The sequence below is a fragment of the Methanosalsum natronophilum genome (assembly GCF_024808815.1).
GTDB lineage: Archaea > Halobacteriota > Methanosarcinia > Methanosarcinales > Methanosarcinaceae > Methanosalsum > Methanosalsum natronophilum.
In genome coordinates, this window is record NZ_JANUCS010000014.1 from 36,971 (window position 1) to 57,773 (window position 20,803).

A 20,803-nucleotide genomic window follows, 5' to 3' on the forward strand; every position below is an offset into this window, starting at 1 on the left:
AAGTAAATAATATAATTATTAAAGCGAGGGAATATGTATGGACTGGATTATACCTAAATGTAAACATCAAGCTAAAACGCCTATATTTTTATGTGTTCTATCTAATACAGAAACTGCACATATACCTAACCTCTCAGGTGCAGGTGAGTCTCCTGATATGACAGATTATACGCCTGCAGGGGATGCAGAACTAGTGGAGCGAGGAAAAGTTACCAGTTTTGATATTGTTCCAATGACACCTCCTTACGGGACACCTACACCCGCTGTCATTACAAGAGTTGCATTGAAGCTGAGTCAAGTACCATACATCTTCATTAATTCTGGTTTAAAAGTGGTACCTGATGTTGATATGGTGGATATGAAAAGTCCATTTGGTAAAGATATTCGTGAAAAGATTGCAGTGGATGATCCTAAAGAGATATTTGAACGCGGTGTCAAAATAGGTGAAAAGCTAAGTACTGAGTCTGACTTAATAACAATCGGTGAAAGCATTCCTGGAGGAACTACTACTGCTAGAGGTGTTCTATGTGCTCTAGGTTATGATGGAAATGTTAGTAGCAGTTGTGGAACTAATCCCTTAGATTTGAAGAATAAAGTAGTAAAAGAAGGTATGAAGATTTCGGGTGTTTCTTTTGGAAGTTTACAGTCTTCACCTTTTGACGCTATTAAATATTTAGGTGATCCCATGATACCCTGTGTTGCTGGCATTGCTGCAGGAGCCAAGGATACTGAGATTGTGCTTGCAGGTGGCACTCAAATGGCAGCAGTTGCAGCTGTCCTTAAACATTTAGGTGAACTAAAAGATACTATGTCCATAGTAACCACCAAATTCATTGTTAACGATAATTCAGCTGGGTTCCAGAAGCTCATTGAAGAAATAGGTATTCCAATGTACTATGCAGATCCCGGTTTTTCTCGTTCCAGGCATCTAGGGCTTCAAAGATACGAGGACGGGTATGTGAAAGAAGGTGTTGGTGCCGGTGGTGCTCTGTACTTGGCTGCAATGCGTAACATACCCCAAGAGCAAATTCTAAAAGGCATTGAAGAACTGTGTTTAGAGTTAGGCAAATTTGCTGAAATTCATTCAGAATAATTTGAAGCCAATATAAATTAAAAATAGATAGATAAGTATTGCACAGAAAATAATGCAATACTATTTTTTAAAGAAATTAATCAAATATCAGTATTGGATCAAGCCTTAAAGTGCCATTTCTTGTCCAGTACCCACATTGAAAACACTGTTGATATTCAGATACATCCATGTTTTTAAAATCAACATTACATTTAGGGCATTTTGTTAACATTTTCTGTTTCATACGGTGAAACCCCCTCCATTTAATTTTTTACAGATAATTAACAGTTATGTGAAACCCACTATTACATTAAATGATAGGTTTTTTTATATGAATTTTTTTCTTTATGCCTTAAAAAAGTAGAATTCCCCGGTAACTTAACTTATATTCGGCTAAATATAAGCTTGAAAGAAATTGAATGTGCAACAAGAAGCAAAAGCTTTTAAAGGTATAATGTCTTTAAGGTAGCATAAACCTCACTATAATCCAATATAAAACAATTACATGTAATGATAAGTAGTTCTGTTAAATTTAATACTAAAATAAATCTAAATTAATCATGTTATGAGGGGCTGTGGCCTAGTCCGGCATGGCGACGGGCTCCAGCGGATATATGATGAACAACGGGTCTACTGAGTTATGTCCGACGGGATATAGCTATGATGAACCGTTGGAGCACTGATGTGTGCTTGTAAGAACAAAGCTGTCCTAGATAGCTATTCGGAGAGACCCGTCGATCGTGAGTTCAAATCTCACCAGCCCCATCCTATTCTTTTAAAATACAAGATATGATTTTAAATAGATTTCAGTGGAGTTGTTAGGCAAATGGTTGAATTAAGTGGTCGTGGTCATGCAAATGGTGCTGGTACGATCATTAATGCCATTTCTACTTGGAAAGGTTCGGCTTTTAGTATTGATATGGAAACTAAGGCAAAAGTAGAACTTTCTTCTAGTGATAATAATATCATTGGAATGATTGAAGGTTACCCTGAAGAAGGTAATACTTGTCTAATTGAAAGAACTGTACAATTGGTCTTAAACCATTTCAATCTAGATTATGGTGGAACTGTTACCACTAACACGGAAATTCCCCTTGCAAGTGGGCTCAAAAGCAGTAGTGCAGCATCTAATGCAGCCATAATTGCAACTCTTAACGCGATCAATGAGGTGATGGAGCCTATTGAAGCAATAAAGATTGGAGTTCAAGCAGCTAAGGATACAAATATTAGCATAACTGGTGCTTTCGATGACGCCTGTGCATCAATGCTGGGTGGTGTCGTGATAACTGACAATTATCGGTTAGAGCTAGTAAAGCGAGATGAGGTTGAAATGGATGTTTTAGTTTTAGCACCCCATAAAAAAGCATATAGTGCACAAACGGATGTTGCCAGATCAAAACTAATAGCACCATGGGTCGATATTGCTTACTCTCATGCTTTGAATGGAAACTATAAGACTGCAATGACACTAAACGGTTTTTTGTACTGTAATGCACTCAAGTGTGACACTGAACCCTTATTCAAAGCACTTGAAGCAGGGGTTCAAGGGGTTACACTTTCGGGTACTGGTCCGTCCTATGTGGCTCTAGTTGAAAAAAATAATACCAACAAACTTAAAAAATCATGGACTGATTTAGGTATAAAGGGAAATATAATTGAAACTAAACTTAACAATAAAAGTTCAATCAACTATTATAGGTAAGGCGACCACCAATGACTCAATTGGATACTGTACGTGAACAAATAGAAGAAATTGATCTTGAGATCATTTCTCTGATAAAAAAAAGAGTGGATATGGCGGACGATGTCTTAAAATTAAAACAACAAGATGGACTCCCAATAAACAATGAAGAACAAAACAAAGTTGTGTTAAAACGTGCCTGTGAAGTTTCCACTGAACTAAACTTGGACTGTGAAGCAATTAAGCGCATCTTTCAAATTTTAATTCAGATGAACATTGATAGGCAACATGAAATGAGTGGTGAAGGTAATCTTCCTTGAAATCAATAATAATAATAATAATAATAATAATAATACTTAAGTCAAGAGGTAAATAAATGGTAAATATTTCTATTCTAATGGGCTCAGAATCTGATAGAGAGATAGCTAACAGAGTAACTAGTGTACTTGAAAACACCGAATATTCTTTTGAAGTGGAAGTGATATCAGCACATAGAAACCCTGATAAATTAGATGAATATGTATCGAATTCTGATGCTAAGATTTTTATTACTATTGCGGGCCTCTCAGCTGCATTACCAGGTGTTGTAGCATCCAAGACAAAAAAACCTGTCATCGGTGTCCCTGTAAGTGCAAAATTAGGTGGATTGGATGCATTATTGTCAGTTGCCCAAATGCCACCAGGTGTACCAGTTGCCTGTGTTGGTATTGATAATGGTGCAAATGCTGCACACATGGCCATTCGCATCATGGAAATGAACAAATAATCTTTTTAATTTTTGAGGGAACTCATGGATATTGAACTGTCTCGAATTGGAGTTTCTATCCCTAAAGAACTTTTAGCAAAGTTTGATGATATCATCTACAATAGGGGATACGCTTCAAGGTCAGAAGGTATCAGAGCTTCTATCAAACATTATATCCAGTATTACGAATGGTCTTGTGAAGTTGAAGGTGAACGCATAGCTATTCTTACAGTAATTTACGATTCCGAAAAAACTAGTTTTGCTGAAAAAATTTCCACTATAAAGAGACAATACTCTGAACTTATACTTAGCATCTCAAGTAATTACATTGATACCAGTAAATGTTTAGAAAATATTGTTTTACAAGGGAATGCTTCTAATATAAGGGGATTTACAGAAGCTATAATGGCACAAAAAGGTGTTAACTTTGTTAGATTCAGTACAACTAGAATTGCAGACATGAAATGACTTTTTAAGATTTAGCTAACTTTTATTATTAAATAATTATATTATCCCATCAATTATCTAAGATTATTATTTAACCAAGCTTTATCGATAAATATTATGTAAGATTCTTTTCTTTTTAAGAACTGTGCTAATAAAAATGAGAAAATCAATAAAATTAAGTGCATCCATCTCTCATTTAATCTAAAATCATTGCCAAAAGCTTTCCATAAATCGGTTAAATCAAAAGATTATATATTTAAATAAACTTTTTTATAGCTATAACTAATTATGAATTTATATGAAAAATAAACGAATTTTAATAACTGGAGGATTGGGGCAAGTAGGATCTTATCTTACAGAGAGATATTACGAGAATAATGAAATAACCATCCTTGACAATGCGAGTTCATCCTATAGAGATACAGTTCCTGAAAATGTCAACTTGGTTATCGGTGATATCCAAGGTCCAGAGGCCGTACGCTTAGTTAATCAAGCAGATATTGTCATTCATACAGCAGCGCAAATCGATGTTAACAAGTCATTTAACCAACCATCATTCGATTGTGATACTAATATCCAAGGAACTCTCAATCTTTTAGCAGCTAGTAAGGATTTAAACCTTGACAAGTTCATTTACTTTAGTTCAGCTGCTGTTTACGGTGACCCCATCAAAATACCAGTACATGAATCACATCCTACAGAACCTTTATCACCTTACGGTGTCAGTAAATTAGCAGGTGAGAAATATGCATTAATGTACCAGCGTGCATTCGACTTACCTGTTGTTGCAATAAGACCATTTAATATTTACAGTCCACGCCAAAACCCCTTAAACCCTTATTCTGGAGTAATAAGCAAATTCATTGAACATGTCAAATCAAATCAAAGCCCAACCATATTTGGTGACGGTAAACAAACACGCGATTTTATTTCAGTCCACGATATTGTGAATTTAGTTAACTTAATCCTAAAATCAAATAAAGTTATAGGAAAAGTATTTAATGCGGGTACTGGTACCCAGACAAATATAAACACATTATCCGACCTTGTTATGGAATTAATAGGTAATGAACTTGAAATAAATTATCAAGAAGCGCGTCCCGGTGACATATATCACAGTGTGGCCGATATCAGCGCAGCAAAAAAATTGGGGTTCAAACCAGACCTTAATCTTAAAAGAGGACTAACTGAACTAATTTAATAGGAAAATGTATAAATAGTGCTACATCTATTTATATTTGTGTTACTTGGCCCATAGGTTCATTCTAATTTGTATGCATCGCTTAAGGTTAAGTACCTCACTTTCCTCTATTTTTAACAAAAGTAAGTTTGTTGAGAAAAAGATATAACTTAAATTAAACTAATTATTGGTAATATAGTAAATACTTTTGAGTTAGCTTAAAAACAGTTTAAATTTGAGGATTCACATGTCAGTAGACTTTAATATTAAAATCGGAGGTGAAGCGGGGCAGGGCTTACAGACAATTAGTTCTGCACTTGCAAAGACTTTTTTGAATGGTGGGTATAATGTTTTTGTATCCCATTTTTTCCTGTCAAGAATTCGAGGTGGCCATAATTTTTCCGAGGTTCGTATCAGTGATGAACAAATCAATTCTAAAAAGAATAGTGTTGATCTTCTTGTAGCTTTAGATGCTAAATCAATAGAACATCATTATGATGAGTTGAATGAAGGCACAGTCATTGTGCTTGATATAAATAGTATTGAGAGTATCACCAAAGAAGCTGATGATGCATCATATTTCGATGTCCCATTTACTGATATTGCAAAAGATATAAGTGGGCATAAAATTTACTCTAATTCGGTAGCAACTGGTGCCATTGTTGGACTTTTATGTTATGAGTTCCAGTACCTTGCAGATGTATTAACCAGAGCTTTTGAAAGTAAAGGTGATGATATTGTACAGAATAATATCAATGCAGCAAAGGCAGGTTATGATTATGCTCAAGAAAATTATGCAACTCAATGTTATCACATGGTGATACCAAAAGATAAAACTACAAATAAAATTTTAGTTACAGGGAATGAAGCTATTGGTTTAGGTGCAATTTCTGGCGGGTTACAGTTCCTCTCAGCATACCCAATGTCGCCATCAACTGGTGCTATGCTTTACATAGCAGATAATGCTGATAAGTTCAATATCATTGTAGAGCAGGCTGAGGACGAAATAGCTGCACTGAATATGGCAATAGGAGCTTCTTTTGCTGGTGCCAGGTCAATGGTCACTACATCAGGTGGTGGCTTTGCACTTATGGCCGAAGCATTAGGGTTGGCAGGTATAACAGAAACCCCTGTTGTAATCTACCTTGCACAAAGACCAGGTCCTGCTACAGGACTTCCGACAATGACAGAACAAGGTGACCTTCAATTTGTTATCAATGCATCTCAAGGTGAGTTTCCAAGGTGTGTCTTAGCTCCAATGAATCCAAAAGATGCTTTTTATCTGACTGTTAAAGCATTCAATATTGCAGCAAAGTATCAAATCCCAGTTTTCTTGTTAGGTGACCAGTACTTAGCAGACTCATCTTTCACCGTACCCATATTTGATCAGGACAATATCGATGTTGAGCACTGGGTCTTATCGAGTGAAGAACTTGATGAGATAGAAGAATATAAAAGGTACCTTATCACCGAATCAGGCATATCACCACGTGCATTGCCCGGCAGTTCGAAACACCTAGTATGTGCAGATAGTGATGAGCATGATGAATATGGGCATATTGATCAAACTATTGAGAACAGGATTAAAATGAACTCTAAACGATTAAAAAAGAATGAGGGTTTAGTTAAAGAAATTTTCCCGCCTTTAGAGTACGGTTCAAATGATTCCGATATAACATTTGTAGGTTGGGGTTCAACTTATGGGCCAATTAAAGAAGCTGTGGATACTTTAACTAAAAAAGGGTATCATGTGAATATGGTACATTTCAACGAAGTATATCCTTTACCTCAAGAAACAGTTACTAGTATCTTAAAAGATAAAAATTCTTTGATAGCAATCGAAAACAATGCAACGGGTCAATTCACAAAGTTGCTCTATTCAGAGACGGGTATTAAAATTTCCCAATCTATTCTCAGGTTTGACGGGTTACCTTTTACTGCAGATAACATTATAGGCAAACTTCATGATATGGAGATGATTTAAATGTCTAAACACATTCAACCACAATTATTTGATACTAATCAAGAGATTGAATGGTGTCCAGGCTGTGGTAATTTCAATATTTTAAAGGCTTTAAAAAGAGCATTTACAGAATTGGAGAAAAAACCTGAAGAACTTTTGTTGTGCTCCGGAATCGGTCAAGCTGCAAAATTACCCCATTATATAAATTCTAACATTTATAACGGATTGCATGGTCGTGCATTACCTATCGCTACAGCTGCCAAAATAGTCAACAGTGAACTTACAGTTATCGCAATTGGTGGTGATGGTGATATGTATGGTGAAGGGGGAAATCATTTTATTCATACTATCAGAAGAAATCCTAATATTACAATGATAGCGCATGATAATCAAATATACGGGCTGACTAAAGGTCAAGCATCCCCTACAAGTAACTTTGGTATGATTACAAAGTTACAAAAACATGGTGTAATTAATCGCCCTTTCAATCCTTTATCTGTTGCCATCGGATTAAATTGTTCATTTGTCAGTAGAGGTTTTGCAGGAAATATTGAGCAGCTCACATCTATACTCAAAAAAGCAATTTTACACAAAGGGTTTGCATTAGTAGATATACTTCAACCCTGCGTAACGTTCAATAAACTGAACACCTATAAATGGTATCAAGAACGTGTATATAATTTAGATGATGAAGGACACGACCCTCATGATCAACAGGAGGCTTTTAGAAAATCCTTAGAGTTTGGTGACAAGATACCCACAGGGATTTTTTATGAGAATAAAGAAAATTATCTTAATACCTATGAACAGAATGTTGGGGTAGATGATCAAGCACTTACAAAGAAAAGTGATGATTCCAGAGATATAACAGCTTTAATGTTGGAATTTACTTAAGTAAGTTCCCTAAAATTTCTTCATTGTCTAGATTTACTTGCTTTTATGACAACGAGCTCTTCAAAGAAATGTTTTGTACTATTAACTATCTCAGGTTGCAATTTGTTTATTTCCATTATCTTGAGAGCCCTATCTATACTGGCAAGAGATGAAGTAACTAGAAAAACAGTTCCTTTATCGTCTAAATAATCTATTACCCTTTCACAAAAACTTTCAATCGCATCATTTCCATCGGGTCCACCATCAAAAGCATAATTTAACCACCCTTCTATTTGTTCATCGACTGTTGGTAGGTAGGGTGGGTTGAATATAATAACATCGAATTTTTTGTTTTTTTTCAGAGCATCGAACATGTCCGTGCGGATAACATTCACTCCGTTGTGTTTAGCACATAAAGATGCTTTTGGGTTAATTTCAGTTGCGATAACAGAGCATTTTTCATATTCTTTTTGAATAGTAGCTGCAATCAGACCTGATCCAGTCCCGATTTCTAGTACATTCATGCCTTCAGAAACGTAGTAAATTACTGTATCCACTAACATGAAAGAGTCTTCTGATGGTTCGTAAACATTTTCAGGAACTGTAACTTCTATTCCATTATACTTTATTTTTGTCATTTTCCAAGTGAGTTAGCTATATTTCGGTTTTTTAATGGGAAACTTGGTTGCATTGAGACTTGAATTCAAATAGTAAGTTTGCTAGCATGGCATGTTCACTTGGTTCCAAGTTCTCTGCTCTCATATCAATCAAGGTGCTATCAAGTTCTTGTAAGAATTGTTTCATATTATCTTTACTCAGTTTTAACTGTGAAGAACTGTTAAGTAATGCATTACGGATCTTTTTTCTGCGTTGTCCAAACAAAACTGTTATGAATTTAAAGAAAAACGATTCATTATAGACAATGTAGGGTGCAGGCCTTGGAGTTAATTTGAGTACAGATGATCTTATTTTAGGTTGCGGTGAAAAATAGGAGGGTGGTACGGTTAGAAGATGTTCAACATCTGCAAAGTATTGTGTAGCGACTGATAGTCTACTGTAATCTTTAGTGTTAGATGTAGCCTTCATACGTTGTGCGAACTCATATTGGTACATCAAAATAGCAAGCTCGAAATTGTACTTAAGCAGTTTGAAGGTGACGGGTGAGGAAATAGAATAAGGTAAGTTAGCTACAATTTTATTAAAGTATGGCAACTCAATATCAAGTACATCACCTGAGATTATCTCCAATTTTCCCTTGAAGATATCACTGAACCGATCCTGGAGAACGTATACCAGCTCGGGATCAAATTCAACAGCTACCACCTTTTGAACATGTGGTACTATCTTTTCTGTTAAATTACCAATCCCTGCTCCTATCTCAAGAACAATATCATCATCTTCCAGCTCAGCATACCTAACAATATTCTCAATTGTATGAGAATTTATCAGGAAATGCTGGTCTCTAGAGCCACCTCTGATATTATATTGATTTAAGAGTGATTTGATCACGGAATAACTTCACCTTGAATATTTTTATTTATTTTTTGGGACGATATGGAGATGTTGTGAATAACCTATACTTGATATTGTCATCCTTTAGTTCGTCTTCTATCCTATGAGCAACACTTTTTGCTACCTTGCCTGGTGAATGTAATCCGGATACACGTTCTGCGAGGTCACCAAAGTCCTTGAAATCTCCTTTCTTCTTTTCATCTATGATAGCCCACATTAACTTTTTACCAATACCTGGGATAAGTTCAAGCATGTGTAATCGTGCAGTTATAGGGTGTGCTTCATTAAAAAAATCAACAAACCTTTTTTCTGAATACATTACTATTTTTTCTAAAGCAAATGGTAGCTCCAATTGAGCCCCATGGGTTAATTCATCATACTTTATCCTGTGTTTAACATGGTCTATTGAATCCCTTTCACCGTCACCTATATATATCCTAGATTGGGGTTCTGGAACCATACCTTCTTTTGGTACTAATTCCATTAAAACAAAAAACTCTTCTCCTACTGCTTGAACAAGAGGTTTTTTTTGGTAAGTTGGACGTTTATCCGTTGGGTTACCATAAGGCAAATAATCAAGTGTCCAAGCATAACTCTCTTTTCCAGATGTTTTTTTAGTGATCATTAATATGTACCCTCCAGTGGTGCGTTTTAATATTGTAATAATTTTATTTCCTGTTTAAGAAAAAAGTGAAACTGATAGTATTTGTAGTAGATGGTACTCACCTGATAATGAGTATTACCTAACTCAAAATTACTCTAACGAATCAGTCACGAGGTCCAGGATCGTATCAAGTTCTTCTTCGGTTAAAGTGTACCTTTCTTTTGCATATAAGGCTCTTAGTTCATCCCTTGACATTGGAGTGATATCAGCGATTCTGATAGCAATCTCTGGTTTCATCTTATCTAGTTCTAGAAGATTGTTAACTAATTCTCTAGCTTTTTCAGGACTCATTTTAGCGAAGATTTCCGAATGATTGACAGCCTTTCTAAGCTCATATTCCAGCTCTTCACCACGTTCTGAGCGTTCTTCAACTAATTCATTAAGAATTTGTTTTACTTCTGCTACTGTTAACAGTTCTTCATCTTTAATTTCCTTAACTATCATTGGATACACTCTTTTGGTTTAAATATGATAATATCATCTATACTTAAGTAATTAATTTATTATGTACTTCATTAACATATACTCAAGATCAGATTTTATAGAACCCTTATCATTTCAATGGTAATAGTGTCACAGCTACATTAACTAATTTAACTACCAAATAATGTGTGACTAACTTTAAATAACTATCCACTATCAGCTAATTATAATGGAAAGTTTATTTTAATATATCTTGCTGAAATTATCCCTATTGACTAGGTATATGTAACCTTTTATATCTGGGAGAATGTTTGAACAATTTTGACCTTATAGTGAAGGTCAAAATTAACTCAGTTATATTTTTGAGGCTTTAGGTGTTCAGGTACACAAAAAATCTCTTTCATTGAATTACCGTCTTTTACATTCAATTTATAGGCTCTACCCCTTTGTCCTACAATTTTTCCAACTTTTCCCTGGAATCTAGGGTTAGGCATTCCTTTGTGAACACTTGGATCAATGTCAATATGGACCATCTGACCATTGCTGAATTCTTGTATTGCTCTAACAACTGGAGATATACCCCTTTCTCTAACCGATTTTTTTAATTTGTACCTAGTACAGTACCGCTCACCTTGTGATTTAGGCATTCTAATCTTCTCCTATCTAAATTAAGTATTAATATGATTTGGATTTATATCTATCTGATAATTAGTTAATTGATTGATATACCGAATTATTTTAAATTTTGACATCCATTACATCTAGTTCTTCTACTACTGAACTAACCTCTAAAATTCCTGATAAGCTGGGTTCAGTTCGACCTTCGTCACCTGATACCAGCTCTTTTACATATAGGCCACTTGAACAATCTACCTTTATATAAGCATAGTCACCATAGTGTTCCAATAGTTCACAGTAGTTAACTTTCTTTTCTCGAATCATATCACTTCTCCTGTGAAGTACACGTTGTGGTGTGCCTTGCCTTATCGTTGACCCCGAGATTAGGTCTATTGCTTTCCTCAAAGAATCTTCAGAAACTGTGTCCTTGAATGTAACTTTAAGGTTATAAACTTTATCCGCTTTAGATGATTTAAGCTTTTCAATTATATCTTTGGACACAAATTCTAATCCTTCTATTTCAATTTTACCATTTGAGCACCGATTTATCTCATTTTCAAGTAATTTCGGATCAAATGTGCGAAATATAGGATCAACACCCTCCACTACAAAAGGTCTACCTGACCCTAACATTAGAGCATCAATATCCTCTCTGCCTGCACCATGAAACTTTGTGTCTGAGCATCTTGAAATATTCATTAAAGGTTCCCTTAAGAGTTCGTCAACTGAAACCTGATATTGTTTACCTGAATAACTGCATTCAACACATCCTTTACCTTTACATGTTCTGCAAGGCCATCTTGTTTGAGGAATACCTCGTACAAGTTTTTTATATCTGCCGTAGAGAAATATTGATCTTACTTGAATCTTTACATCATTTTCAGCTATGTTAAGCAGAATAACAATATCTGGATTGGTAAAATCAACATCTTTTCCAGTTTCCTTTGATATAAGTTTTCCTATTTCTCTATTAAGCTCGGATTTTAAAGGTTCTGCATGAGTTGTACTCGATTCAGCCCATAGTATTTCTTCGTTTTCATTTAAGAGGCCGCTCATTATAGTACCTACAAGAAAAGTGGAATATTCGTAGTTATTCACCTCAACAAGAATCTTTTGGACCCAAATATCAAGCTCAGTGAAAATATCATTACAAACCCAGCACCCATCTTCATTATTATTAAAAACATTTTTAATAAATGGCTCTTCAACACCTTCTTTTTTCAATCGGTCAGCTTCCATTAAAAGTGTTAATCTTATTGCATGGCCCCTCTTGTCATTAGTTAGTCCAGTAGATAGCTGCCCAAACTGTCTCCCAAGACAATGGTCACATATTGGACCTTCATTGGCTACTTTTTTAGAAATATCTATAATGCTCATTCAATCACTCGTTTAAATTCAGTTATATTCATAATTAGTAAGAAATGGATAATTTTTGTTCTTCCTTGGTACAAATAATGGGTTCTCAGGTTACAGATTAATATAAACTTTTTTATCCTATCGACATTAGCTCCTATACGTTGTTAAATAAATCAACCAAGTTCAACTCTATCAATTTCATTGTTCAGTATTGTGATACAGTGGTCACTGTGCAGTGAAATTGGGGATAATGAGAGTATGGTGGGTTTATGGTTCAGTACAATCAGCTCATTCTCAGATGTTAAACCCTGGTCATCACCAAGTACATAAGTGCCCTTACCTGACAAAATTGAAATTTTGCGAATATCAGTTCCATCTTCTCTAAGATAGTATAAAGGTTTATCAGCACTCGATAGTTCAGTCATTATTGTATTTAAACTAGTCTTTCTCACCCAAACACCCGGAGTTGATTCAAGTTCTAGGTTACCATCCATAATGTCTTTATTCAATGCTTTTTTTATCAAGGAAGCTGCGCTACGTTCATCTGGGTTCAGGTACTTTAATTCACTACCGTTGAACCTGATCGCTATACCTGGATTTGGTGGACCTTGAAGGAATAGATGAATTTGCACATCACGTCTCATATCATGAGATAAGAAAAGTGCTGAGTTTATACATCTACAAAGTACATCCATTCGACCTGCTGAACCCGGGAGGTCGTTCAATGAAAAGTCTGGTGAAGTTAATGCCCTATTACCAATAATTAGAAAGTCACGCATGTTTTTATAATTAGGTGCGTCATATATTACATTAACTCAAAATATTTGTTATTAGAAATTAATTAGTTGATTGATAAAGTATAATTTCAATCCTATATTCAAACATGAAATGGGTGTTACAACAATGAAAATATTAGCTATATCTGACCCTCACGGAAACTATTCGAAAATCAATGATCTGCTTAAGCTAGATATGTTACAGAATATTGATATGGTACTCATCGCAGGTGATATAACTGATTTTGGACCTGACTACAAAGCAATTGAACTAATAAAAATGTTCACAGTCCCTGTTATTGCTGTACCAGGAAATTGTGACAATCGAGGAATAATTGAAGTGCTTAATTCCTCTAAAGCAATTAATCTTCATAACAACTTTATAACCATTGAGAATCTAACCCTTATAGGATTTGGGGGTTCAAACCCCACTCCTTTCAATACACCTTTTGAGATGGATGAAGATGAGATAGAGCAGTGTCTAAAAGAACTTCTGAAAATAGTAGAAAAATCACCTGAGAATAATATTAAGTTACTCTTAACACACGCACCTCCATATGAAACTCTCGACGAAATTAACATAGGGCATGTAGGCAGTCGTGCAATCAAGAAATTTGTTGATTATATGGATATCGTGGTCTGTGCTCATATACATGAAGCTAGGGGTGTTATGAAAGTAGGAGACACTACAATAGTGAATCCTGGGATGGCTTGTCACGGTTATGCTGCACTAATCGAACTTAGTAAACCTAACCAAAAAAGAACCGTTAATGTTGAACTTATCCAAGCTTGAACCATTAAAATAGAGGAGGTATTTAAGTAGATAGTCTGTTCACCCTCCCAATATTAGATTTCATCATTTCTGATACTTTACAAAAGATAGGACTTTCATTGCTTATCGGAATCCTTATTGGACTTGAGAGAGAGCATTGGAGAATAGAGAAGAAAGTTTATGCTGGAGTTCGAACCTTCGCAATAACAGCACTTAGTGGAACTATTGCCAGTATTATCGCAGAAATTGTTGCGGTTGAAATACTTATTATCACAACTTTATTTGTTGCAGTGGTTTGTATTATATTAATCTATTCAACCAATATACAGCATAGGGGTTCAGGTCTCACTACAGGTATTGCTTTATTTCTGACATATCTTCTTGGAATTATTGTTGCAAATGGATTTTTTTTGTTTGCAATAATCGTTGCTATAATAATAACATTTCTTTTAGTACAAAAACATCAATTGCATACTTTTGCAGAAAACTTAGAAGAATCTGAGATTTTAAGTGCTGTAAAGTTCCTAGCAGTTGCGTTCATTCTTTACCCTTTAGTGCCCGAGGAGGCATTACTTGGGATAATTGATCTCAGGTCAGTTATTCTAATTATTGTACTGGTATCTAGCATAAGTTTTGCAAGTTATATCCTGTTAAAAAAAGTTGGTGCCAAAGGTGGAATGTCTTATTCTGGCCTTTTGGGTGGATTTGTTAGCAGTGAAGCTACTACGGGTGCACTTGCATCCTTATCCAAAATAAAACAGGAGTTTACTGATCCTCTAATTATAGGAATAATACTAGCTAATATCGCAATGTTAATCAGCAATATTATAATTGCTTTCATTGTAAATCCTTCAGGGAACATATCACTTCTAATGGTTCCACCTCATCTTATTATGATAATAATCTCAATATACCTCATCTACAAGGTAAGGACACAAACAGAAGAAACAGAATCAATACCAGAAGTCAAAGAAACAATTGAATTAGAATCACCATTTGCACTTAAACCTGCTTTCAAGTTCGGTATTATTTTCATGGTACTAATGGTACTGGCTGATGTAGCGAACCAAGTAGCAGGTCCCATGGGGATATATGCTACTGCATTAGGAGGTATTGTAAGTAGCTCAGCAGTAACTGTATCTGTAGCATCACTTGCAGTAACCGGTAATGTATCTTATTTAGTTGCAGCAGAAACTGCTGTAATGGCAAGTATAATCAGTACATTCAGTAAATTGTTGTTCATTCGAGCTACAGGTAGTTCCGACCTTTTCAATAGATCAAAAAATATTTTCATTATAATTGGCTTTGTAGGAATTCTAATATTATTATTTCATGCAATCTTTTTGAGGGTTGTTTGAAAACCGCAGGTAAAATAAGTAAAATCAAATATGAGTTAATTTATTTATAGGTTCAAAGATGACTAGTAAACCGATACACGAAGGGAAGACTACCGTTTTTATTTCATCTGACTCGGGGTCAACAACTGATAAAGCCGATGTTTTTTATAATAAAGAAATGGAACTGAACAGAGATATCACAGTAGCTGCAACACTCGCCTGTGCAAAAAGGCTTCATCGTTTTAAGAGCATACCGTTCAGTGAAATAAAGTATTGTGATGCACTCTCAGCTTCAGGTATTAGAGGTCTAAGAATAGCAAATGAATTGAGAATAGCAACTACCCTAAACGACTGGGACTTAAGTGCTTACAAACAGATAATAAAAAACTGTGATCAGCTAAAAAGAGAGATGAATCTAAATGTTAATATAAAGGTTCATAATAAGAACGCTAATGTTCTCTTAAATGAAGAGAAGTTTAATATTGTTGACCTCGATCCTTTTGGAAGTCCTACTACTTTCCTTAACTCTGCCGCTTTCTCTACACTAAACTATCTTGAAGTTACTGCAACTGATACTGCACCACTATGTGGTGCACACCTTAAATCGGGCATTAGAAAATATGCTTCTGTCCCTTTGAACAATGAATATCATAGTGAAATGGGAATACGAGTCTTGATAGGTCAGGTAGTACGTGAGTTTGCAAAACATGATAAAGCTATCAACCCAATACTTTCACATGCGACTAGACATTATTATAGAGTTTATCTAGAAGTGCTCCCTGGAGCAAAAAATGCGGATAAAGCAATTGATGAACTGGGATACATTAACCATTGCAATGCTTGTGGACACAGGAGTTTTGAGTATGGATTAGCTGTTAGAAATCATAAAAAATGTCCTTCTTGTGGTACCGTCCCAAAAATAGCAGGTCCACTATGGTTAGGCAAACTCCATGAAAGTTCATTTTGTTCAGAAGTATTGGAAAGCATTGACACTCTTGAACTGAATACTAAACAAAAAGCTAAACGGCTAGTTGAATTATGCAAAGAAGAACTCTCCAAACCTACTTTCTATGACCAACACATTATATGCAAAAAATTAGGTATTTCTGCCCAAAATATGGATATTTTGATTGATTCACTTCTAAAAGAAGGTTTTCAGGCATCGAGGACACATTTTACGGGTACATCGTTTAAAACTAATGCCAAAATGGACCAAATAAAGTCTATTGTACACAGTTTAGATGAAAATACTTAAAAATTAATATCTATGCAAAAAGATATATATTAAAATATACGTAAGTGCACTTATTTACAATTACGAATAAAAGTGATATTATGGGTCAGGAACATATTGAAAACCTATTCTTACAAGAAAAACCTACACTTGCACTACTTGCCATTTGGTCATTCCAAAAGACCTATGCTTCAGTTATTGCAAAAGAGATTAATTCTACTTTTGCTCATACAACCAAAATACTTACTAAAATGGAAGAGGCTGGACTAATACAAAGCAACATGCAAGGCAGGATTAAATTTGTTGAACTTACAATACATGGACATGAAGTAGTAGATGCATTAAAAAACTTAATACTTGTAATTGAGAATAAAGAAAATTTAGTTCATAAAGAAATAGAAGATGAAAAAAGTAAAGCTGAGACCAAAAATAAAAGTCTACTTGATGTCAAGAACGATGATAGTGTAATTGATAAAACGCTTAAAGGTAAAATTAACGACCTTTCTGTAAAAATTGATGACATATATAATGATTTGGCGGAACAAAACGTGGATGATGAGACTATTGCAAGAAAACTTGGGCCATTTAAAAGAGATGTTAAAATACTTGAAGATCAATTGAATACTCATTATAATAATACTCATACTAAAAATGAGAAAGATAGTTTATTAAAAATTAAACAGCGACTTGATAATATCATAGCTAATGAAAATTAAATATTTAATAGCATCAGTTAAATCAATTTTATTTAATTACTATCACAAAAGGATAAGATTTGTTTATTATGGAATCTACTAATCTATTAATACATCTTTATGGAAGTAAAGATAGAGCATTGCATTCAATTAAGGTATTACTCGAAAATGAACTTGAAGGACTTGAAGTCGAAGTTGAAGTTAATCAAGATAAGCGTGGGTGGGCCACAATAACTTTATGTGGCAGCGATGAAGAATTTGCTCTTAACCTTTTAGTAAAGAAATATGGTATTCCAACCTACCAACCTAAAATCGGGAAGTCATATAAGGGATATGTTGATGCCATTAATGATAAATACATTATAGTTAACATTGGAACAGAAGTAATTGTTGACTCTGCGAGTCTAAAATCGGTCGGTGTTGGATCGGTAAAACAAAAAGCTTCACGGTTTGGTATAATACCACATTTACCTATGGAAGTAGAGGTTACCGAAGAGGATACTCAAACAGGAGCATTTAAAGGTAAGCCCACTAAAAAGCAGGAAGACATCTGGTGGAATTGGAGAAAGGCTCCTTTTGATAGAGTTATAGTGAATGCAGTAACTCGCTCACAGCTAAAAGCTGCAATTAAGCGTACAGGGCATGAACGTGATATCAATAAGATTGAACGACTTGGATTGATGGAACATGCTGTTGTTTGTAAGGAAGAAACTGATGGGCCTGGTCTGGTCACAGAGATTGGGCCTTTATTGAAAGGTGTGATAGGTGTAGTCGTTGGGGTAGGATCTACCAAGTGATTCCAATAAAATTTACTTTAAAATTTAAGATTCTATAGTTTTCTTAAGCTTAACAACGAATAAACAATGAGGATGCCCAGTACCACAACATTCTGATTCAGTTACTTTTGCCACGTAATCAATTTTACTTGTAAGTAAACCTTCGAATATCCCTTCTTCAAATGAACATAATTTTTTATTCATTACTGGCATTGTACTGCATCCAATACAGTCAGTTATTCTTATATTAATACCTGAATCTTCAAAGAACTCGAGGTTACCTAACTCATTTTCGGACCAAAATTCACTGATATCATAAAATAAAGAGCTGATATTAGATGAATTAAAATTATGTGCAAGGCTCGTACCAATATCAAACCCAATCTTTTTCATTATAGGATAATGATTCAAACCATAGGCTTCAAATCCAAACCTAATAGCATGATACATTGACATGAAAAATTCTGTTTTGTTATGATCATTATTTTTAAGGTAAGAAAAGTTGTTCAAAATACATTTATAGTGTTTTTGGACAGGTTGTTGAGAAGAACCGAGGCAACAAGAGGTTAAGATATATTCTTTTTTTCTGCGATCACAATTATTTAGCCTTTCTTCTACTAGTTTACATGAGCTTAGATCACGTAAATGTACTGAAATAGTGGATTTGGCTTTACCTGTATAACGCACAAGTTCTTCAAATGTACATGGCCCCTCTTTTAAAAGTTCTAATATTTGTAATTTTACTTCTCCATTTAGTGCAATAAAACCATACATTGTTGTAAACAATGCAGTACTATCAGATAATTTACGCATCAAGTTATGAATGGTTCAATTTCTATATAAAAGTTCGTAGTTTAACGAATATTTAAATGCAATTAAATGTATATGTCCTTTAAATGACCAATAGTGAACTGAACCAACGTGCTATCAGAGTACCTTTGGAGCGGGGAGAACATATCAGAAAAAAACTAGCTGACCAAAATATTATTGATAAGTCTAGAAAATTACAGGTTAAGATAATTGATTCAAGAAAATTTTTAGAAATCCCTATAATAAAAGATATACCTGGATACAATATAGTCTTGCAGGATAACCCTGTTAGTTACGGTCAGATGTTAACATTGAAATCAATTCTAAAAAATAAAATCAATAAGTCTGAACTCGACGAGTTACCTCGTGGGTGGCAAATCTTAGGTGATATTATTATAGTGAGTATCTCTGATACGTTGAGCCATAAAAAAGAGTTGATTGCTGACAGCCTATTGCAATTATATCCTAAAATAAAATCGGTTGTTCAAGATTTTGGGATATCTGGCCAGTACAGAGTACCTTCCCGTACTCTAATTCGAGGAACTAAAACTGAAACTATACATAAAGAAAATGAATGCTACTATAAATTGGATGTTACTAAAATTATGTTTTCTAAAGGTAACATGCATGAGCGAAAATTGATGGCAAATATTGGTTATAATGAAACTATAGTAGACATGTTTGCAGGTATTGGTTATTTTACACTACAAATAGCTAAACATTCCAAACCCAAGCAAATAATTGCAATTGAAATTAATCCTGTATCTTTTAAGTACCTTCTAGAAAACATTGAACTCAATCAAGTTCAAGATAAAGTTATACCCATTAATGACGATTGTAGTAATGCTGCACCTGTTGGAATTGCTGATAGGGTCATTATGGGATATGTCGGGATAACTCATGAATATTTAATATATGCCCTCAAGTCAATAAAAAATAGTGGGGGTATATTGCACTATCATGAAACTGTACCTGAACCTTTAATCGAAACTAGACCTGTTGAAAGAGTTAAAGATGTTGCCCAAGAGCTGAACCTGGATATAGAACTTATAAGTAAAAGAAAAGTTAAAAAATATTCGCCCGGAATCTGGCATACAGTTTTCGATTATAAAGTGAAAAATAAAAATAAAATTCAATAACAAGTTAAGCTTTTTATTTTGTAGCTAATGGGTGAAGACAACTAAATGAGTGTAGGAATCATCACAGTATTTGCAGTTATTATTATCTCTCTTTTGATTACTCGAGTGGCAACTATATATCTAACCTTAACAGGTTTGTCTCGAGAAATTGCGCGGTTCCAAGCGCGATCTGCATTAACTGGTGCTGGCTTTGCCACAACCGAGTCTGAGAAATTAATGACTCATCCCCTTAGAAGACGGATGCTCATGTTTCTAATGCTCGTAGGTAATGCTGGAATTATTGCTGTTATTGCATCTACTGTCCTGATTTTTATTAATCCAGCTGAACAGACAGCTACCTCGTACCTTATGTATATTATTGTTGGGCTAGGTATAATCCTCTTACTTACAAAAAATTCAACTGTAGACAAGGTGCTTAACAGAATAATAACTCATACGTTGAAACGATGGACAGATGTCGAAGTATCAGATACTGCAAATTTGATATATCTTGGTGCTGATTATCAAGTATCTGAACTTAAAGTGAACCCTGATGACTGGCTTGCAGGTAAAACTATAAAGGAATTGAATTTAAGCGAAGAAGGTGTTTTGATATTGGGCATTCAAAAATATAACGGTGAATATATAGGTATACCGACAGCGTCACTAAATTGCTGTAAAATTATAATTAGTCCTGTACCTTATTAGAGTTCGATCAAAAACCTCAAAAAGAAGGTACAGGACATGAATG

At 34.7% G+C, this 20,803-nt stretch carries 24 protein-coding genes and 1 tRNA gene; 16 read left to right on the plus strand and 9 right to left on the minus strand.

The features are described 5' to 3' along the window. Positions 1-37 precede the first annotated feature (37 nt). A complete protein-coding gene (cobT, locus tag J2T59_RS07880) occupies positions 38-1,093 on the plus strand; it encodes a nicotinate mononucleotide-dependent phosphoribosyltransferase CobT (RefSeq protein ID WP_259135386.1) in 1,056 nt (351 codons plus the stop codon). A 76-nt stretch (positions 1,094-1,169) separates the two neighbouring features. Here cobT and J2T59_RS07885 read toward each other — a convergent pair whose 3' ends face one another. Next, positions 1,170-1,316 carry a zf-TFIIB domain-containing protein gene (locus tag J2T59_RS07885; protein WP_259135387.1) on the minus strand — a complete coding sequence of 49 codons (147 nt, stop codon included), beginning with the start codon at positions 1,314-1,316 and terminating at the stop codon, positions 1,170-1,172. A gap of 325 nt (positions 1,317-1,641) precedes the next feature. On the opposite strand from J2T59_RS07885, the gene J2T59_RS07890 reads away from it, so the two are divergent. From J2T59_RS07890 to J2T59_RS07925, 8 genes are all read left to right on the plus strand, one after another. Further along, a tRNA-Trp gene (locus J2T59_RS07890) sits at positions 1,642-1,837 on the plus strand. Positions 1,838-1,898: 61 nt separating this feature from the next. Then, positions 1,899-2,774, plus strand: coding sequence for a shikimate kinase (locus J2T59_RS07895; protein ID WP_259135388.1), 876 nt, complete (start codon positions 1,899-1,901; stop codon positions 2,772-2,774). Positions 2,775-2,785: 11 nt separating this feature from the next. Continuing rightward, on the plus strand, positions 2,786-3,073 hold the full coding sequence (locus tag J2T59_RS07900) for a chorismate mutase (RefSeq protein WP_259135389.1): 288 nt from the start codon (positions 2,786-2,788) through the stop codon (positions 3,071-3,073). A 56-nt stretch (positions 3,074-3,129) separates the two neighbouring features. Beyond that, positions 3,130-3,519 (plus strand): 5-(carboxyamino)imidazole ribonucleotide mutase, encoded by a 390-nt coding sequence (locus J2T59_RS07905; protein ID WP_259135390.1) that lies wholly within the window; start codon positions 3,130-3,132, stop codon positions 3,517-3,519. 24 nt (positions 3,520-3,543) lie between these two features. Then, positions 3,544-3,966 (plus strand): nickel-responsive transcriptional regulator NikR, encoded by a 423-nt coding sequence (gene nikR, locus J2T59_RS07910; RefSeq protein WP_259135391.1) that lies wholly within the window; start codon positions 3,544-3,546, stop codon positions 3,964-3,966. 277 nt (positions 3,967-4,243) lie between these two features. Beyond that, on the plus strand, positions 4,244-5,146 hold the full coding sequence (locus J2T59_RS07915; RefSeq protein WP_259135392.1) for an NAD-dependent epimerase/dehydratase family protein: 903 nt from the start codon (positions 4,244-4,246) through the stop codon (positions 5,144-5,146). A 226-nt stretch (positions 5,147-5,372) separates the two neighbouring features. Beyond that, entirely contained in the window at positions 5,373-7,109 is a 1,737-nt protein-coding gene (locus J2T59_RS07920) for a 2-oxoacid:acceptor oxidoreductase subunit alpha (protein ID WP_259135393.1), read from the plus strand. Further along, positions 7,110-7,982 (plus strand): thiamine pyrophosphate-dependent enzyme, encoded by an 873-nt coding sequence (locus tag J2T59_RS07925; RefSeq protein ID WP_259135394.1) that lies wholly within the window; start codon positions 7,110-7,112, stop codon positions 7,980-7,982. Between the two features lie 20 nt (positions 7,983-8,002). Here J2T59_RS07925 and J2T59_RS07930 read toward each other — a convergent pair whose 3' ends face one another. The 7 genes from J2T59_RS07930 to trmY form a co-directional block, all read right to left on the minus strand. Then, positions 8,003-8,599, minus strand: a complete 597-nt coding sequence (locus J2T59_RS07930; protein ID WP_259135395.1) for a HemK2/MTQ2 family protein methyltransferase — start codon at positions 8,597-8,599, stop codon at positions 8,003-8,005. A gap of 31 nt (positions 8,600-8,630) precedes the next feature. Beyond that, positions 8,631-9,470 (minus strand): 16S rRNA (adenine(1518)-N(6)/adenine(1519)-N(6))-dimethyltransferase RsmA, encoded by an 840-nt coding sequence (rsmA, locus tag J2T59_RS07935; protein WP_259135396.1) that lies wholly within the window; start codon positions 9,468-9,470, stop codon positions 8,631-8,633. Between the two features lie 28 nt (positions 9,471-9,498). Next, positions 9,499-10,098 carry a DUF655 domain-containing protein gene (locus J2T59_RS07940; RefSeq protein ID WP_259135397.1) on the minus strand — a complete coding sequence of 200 codons (600 nt, stop codon included), beginning with the start codon at positions 10,096-10,098 and terminating at the stop codon, positions 9,499-9,501. Between the two features lie 129 nt (positions 10,099-10,227). Continuing rightward, positions 10,228-10,581 carry an RNA polymerase Rpb4 family protein gene (locus J2T59_RS07945; protein ID WP_259135398.1) on the minus strand — a complete coding sequence of 118 codons (354 nt, stop codon included), beginning with the start codon at positions 10,579-10,581 and terminating at the stop codon, positions 10,228-10,230. A 329-nt stretch (positions 10,582-10,910) separates the two neighbouring features. Next, a complete protein-coding gene (locus tag J2T59_RS07950; RefSeq protein ID WP_259135399.1) occupies positions 10,911-11,207 on the minus strand; it encodes a 50S ribosomal protein L21e in 297 nt (98 codons plus the stop codon). A gap of 91 nt (positions 11,208-11,298) precedes the next feature. After that, on the minus strand, positions 11,299-12,555 hold the full coding sequence (locus J2T59_RS07955; RefSeq protein WP_259135400.1) for a tRNA pseudouridine(54/55) synthase Pus10: 1,257 nt from the start codon (positions 12,553-12,555) through the stop codon (positions 11,299-11,301). Positions 12,556-12,707: 152 nt separating this feature from the next. Next, complete coding sequence (gene trmY / locus J2T59_RS07960) at positions 12,708-13,313, minus strand: tRNA (pseudouridine(54)-N(1))-methyltransferase TrmY (RefSeq protein WP_259135401.1); 606 nt, start codon at positions 13,311-13,313, stop codon at positions 12,708-12,710. Positions 13,314-13,437: 124 nt separating this feature from the next. Between trmY and J2T59_RS07965 the strand changes: the two genes are divergently transcribed. The 5 genes from J2T59_RS07965 (at position 13,438) to J2T59_RS07985 (ending at position 18,145) form a co-directional block, all read left to right on the plus strand. Continuing rightward, positions 13,438-14,103, plus strand: a complete 666-nt coding sequence (locus tag J2T59_RS07965) for a metallophosphoesterase family protein (RefSeq protein ID WP_259135402.1) — start codon at positions 13,438-13,440, stop codon at positions 14,101-14,103. Positions 14,104-14,201: 98 nt separating this feature from the next. Then, positions 14,202-15,440 (plus strand): MgtC/SapB family protein, encoded by a 1,239-nt coding sequence (locus J2T59_RS07970; protein WP_259135403.1) that lies wholly within the window; start codon positions 14,202-14,204, stop codon positions 15,438-15,440. Positions 15,441-15,498: 58 nt separating this feature from the next. Continuing rightward, a complete protein-coding gene (locus J2T59_RS07975; RefSeq protein ID WP_259135404.1) occupies positions 15,499-16,674 on the plus strand; it encodes a tRNA (guanine(10)-N(2))-dimethyltransferase in 1,176 nt (391 codons plus the stop codon). Between the two features lie 80 nt (positions 16,675-16,754). Continuing rightward, entirely contained in the window at positions 16,755-17,369 is a 615-nt protein-coding gene (locus J2T59_RS07980) for a winged helix DNA-binding protein (RefSeq protein WP_259135405.1), read from the plus strand. Positions 17,370-17,437: 68 nt separating this feature from the next. Continuing rightward, the gene (locus J2T59_RS07985; RefSeq protein WP_259135406.1) at positions 17,438-18,145 is read left to right on the plus strand and encodes a DUF2110 family protein; all 708 of its coding nucleotides are present in this window, start codon (positions 17,438-17,440) and stop codon (positions 18,143-18,145) included. A 24-nt stretch (positions 18,146-18,169) separates the two neighbouring features. On the opposite strand, the gene msvR is transcribed toward J2T59_RS07985, so the two are convergent. Next, positions 18,170-18,937 (minus strand): transcriptional factor MsvR, encoded by a 768-nt coding sequence (gene msvR, locus J2T59_RS07990; RefSeq protein ID WP_259135407.1) that lies wholly within the window; start codon positions 18,935-18,937, stop codon positions 18,170-18,172. Between the two features lie 83 nt (positions 18,938-19,020). Here msvR and J2T59_RS07995 point away from each other — a divergent pair, with 83 nt between their 5' ends. Continuing rightward, positions 19,021-20,073, plus strand: coding sequence for a class I SAM-dependent methyltransferase (locus J2T59_RS07995; protein ID WP_259135408.1), 1,053 nt, complete (start codon positions 19,021-19,023; stop codon positions 20,071-20,073). A gap of 45 nt (positions 20,074-20,118) precedes the next feature. Continuing rightward, positions 20,119-20,760 carry a TrkA C-terminal domain-containing protein gene (locus J2T59_RS08000; RefSeq protein WP_259135409.1) on the plus strand — a complete coding sequence of 214 codons (642 nt, stop codon included), beginning with the start codon at positions 20,119-20,121 and terminating at the stop codon, positions 20,758-20,760. Positions 20,761-20,803: the final 43 nt, after the last annotated feature.

What these genes read in the sequence shown, in the direction of transcription:
- msvR (WP_259135407.1), bottom strand. Translation starts at nt 18,937, where the DNA reads ATGCGTAAATTATCTGATAGTACTGCATTGTTTACAACAATGTATGGT.
- J2T59_RS07930 (WP_259135395.1), bottom strand. Translation starts at nt 8,599, where the DNA reads ATGACAAAAATAAAGTATAATGGAATAGAAGTTACAGTTCCTGAAAAT.
- J2T59_RS07975 (WP_259135404.1), top strand. Translation starts at nt 15,499, where the DNA reads ATGACTAGTAAACCGATACACGAAGGGAAGACTACCGTTTTTATTTCA.
- J2T59_RS07895 (WP_259135388.1), top strand. Translation starts at nt 1,899, where the DNA reads ATGGTTGAATTAAGTGGTCGTGGTCATGCAAATGGTGCTGGTACGATC.
- J2T59_RS07915 (WP_259135392.1), top strand. Translation starts at nt 4,244, where the DNA reads ATGAAAAATAAACGAATTTTAATAACTGGAGGATTGGGGCAAGTAGGA.
- J2T59_RS07980 (WP_259135405.1), top strand. Translation starts at nt 16,755, where the DNA reads ATGGGTCAGGAACATATTGAAAACCTATTCTTACAAGAAAAACCTACA.
- J2T59_RS07905 (WP_259135390.1), top strand. Translation starts at nt 3,130, where the DNA reads ATGGTAAATATTTCTATTCTAATGGGCTCAGAATCTGATAGAGAGATA.
- J2T59_RS07925 (WP_259135394.1), top strand. Translation starts at nt 7,110, where the DNA reads ATGTCTAAACACATTCAACCACAATTATTTGATACTAATCAAGAGATT.
- J2T59_RS07920 (WP_259135393.1), top strand. Translation starts at nt 5,373, where the DNA reads ATGTCAGTAGACTTTAATATTAAAATCGGAGGTGAAGCGGGGCAGGGC.
- J2T59_RS07985 (WP_259135406.1), top strand. Translation starts at nt 17,438, where the DNA reads ATGGAATCTACTAATCTATTAATACATCTTTATGGAAGTAAAGATAGA.
- J2T59_RS07955 (WP_259135400.1), bottom strand. Translation starts at nt 12,555, where the DNA reads ATGAGCATTATAGATATTTCTAAAAAAGTAGCCAATGAAGGTCCAATA.
- J2T59_RS07940 (WP_259135397.1), bottom strand. Translation starts at nt 10,098, where the DNA reads ATGATCACTAAAAAAACATCTGGAAAAGAGAGTTATGCTTGGACACTT.
- cobT (WP_259135386.1), top strand. Translation starts at nt 38, where the DNA reads ATGGACTGGATTATACCTAAATGTAAACATCAAGCTAAAACGCCTATA.
- J2T59_RS07900 (WP_259135389.1), top strand. Translation starts at nt 2,786, where the DNA reads ATGACTCAATTGGATACTGTACGTGAACAAATAGAAGAAATTGATCTT.
- J2T59_RS07885 (WP_259135387.1), bottom strand. Translation starts at nt 1,316, where the DNA reads ATGAAACAGAAAATGTTAACAAAATGCCCTAAATGTAATGTTGATTTT.
- nikR (WP_259135391.1), top strand. Translation starts at nt 3,544, where the DNA reads ATGGATATTGAACTGTCTCGAATTGGAGTTTCTATCCCTAAAGAACTT.
- J2T59_RS07995 (WP_259135408.1), top strand. Translation starts at nt 19,021, where the DNA reads ATGACCAATAGTGAACTGAACCAACGTGCTATCAGAGTACCTTTGGAG.
- J2T59_RS07965 (WP_259135402.1), top strand. Translation starts at nt 13,438, where the DNA reads ATGAAAATATTAGCTATATCTGACCCTCACGGAAACTATTCGAAAATC.
- J2T59_RS08000 (WP_259135409.1), top strand. Translation starts at nt 20,119, where the DNA reads ATGAGTGTAGGAATCATCACAGTATTTGCAGTTATTATTATCTCTCTT.
- trmY (WP_259135401.1), bottom strand. Translation starts at nt 13,313, where the DNA reads ATGCGTGACTTTCTAATTATTGGTAATAGGGCATTAACTTCACCAGAC.
- J2T59_RS07950 (WP_259135399.1), bottom strand. Translation starts at nt 11,207, where the DNA reads ATGCCTAAATCACAAGGTGAGCGGTACTGTACTAGGTACAAATTAAAA.
- J2T59_RS07945 (WP_259135398.1), bottom strand. Translation starts at nt 10,581, where the DNA reads ATGATAGTTAAGGAAATTAAAGATGAAGAACTGTTAACAGTAGCAGAA.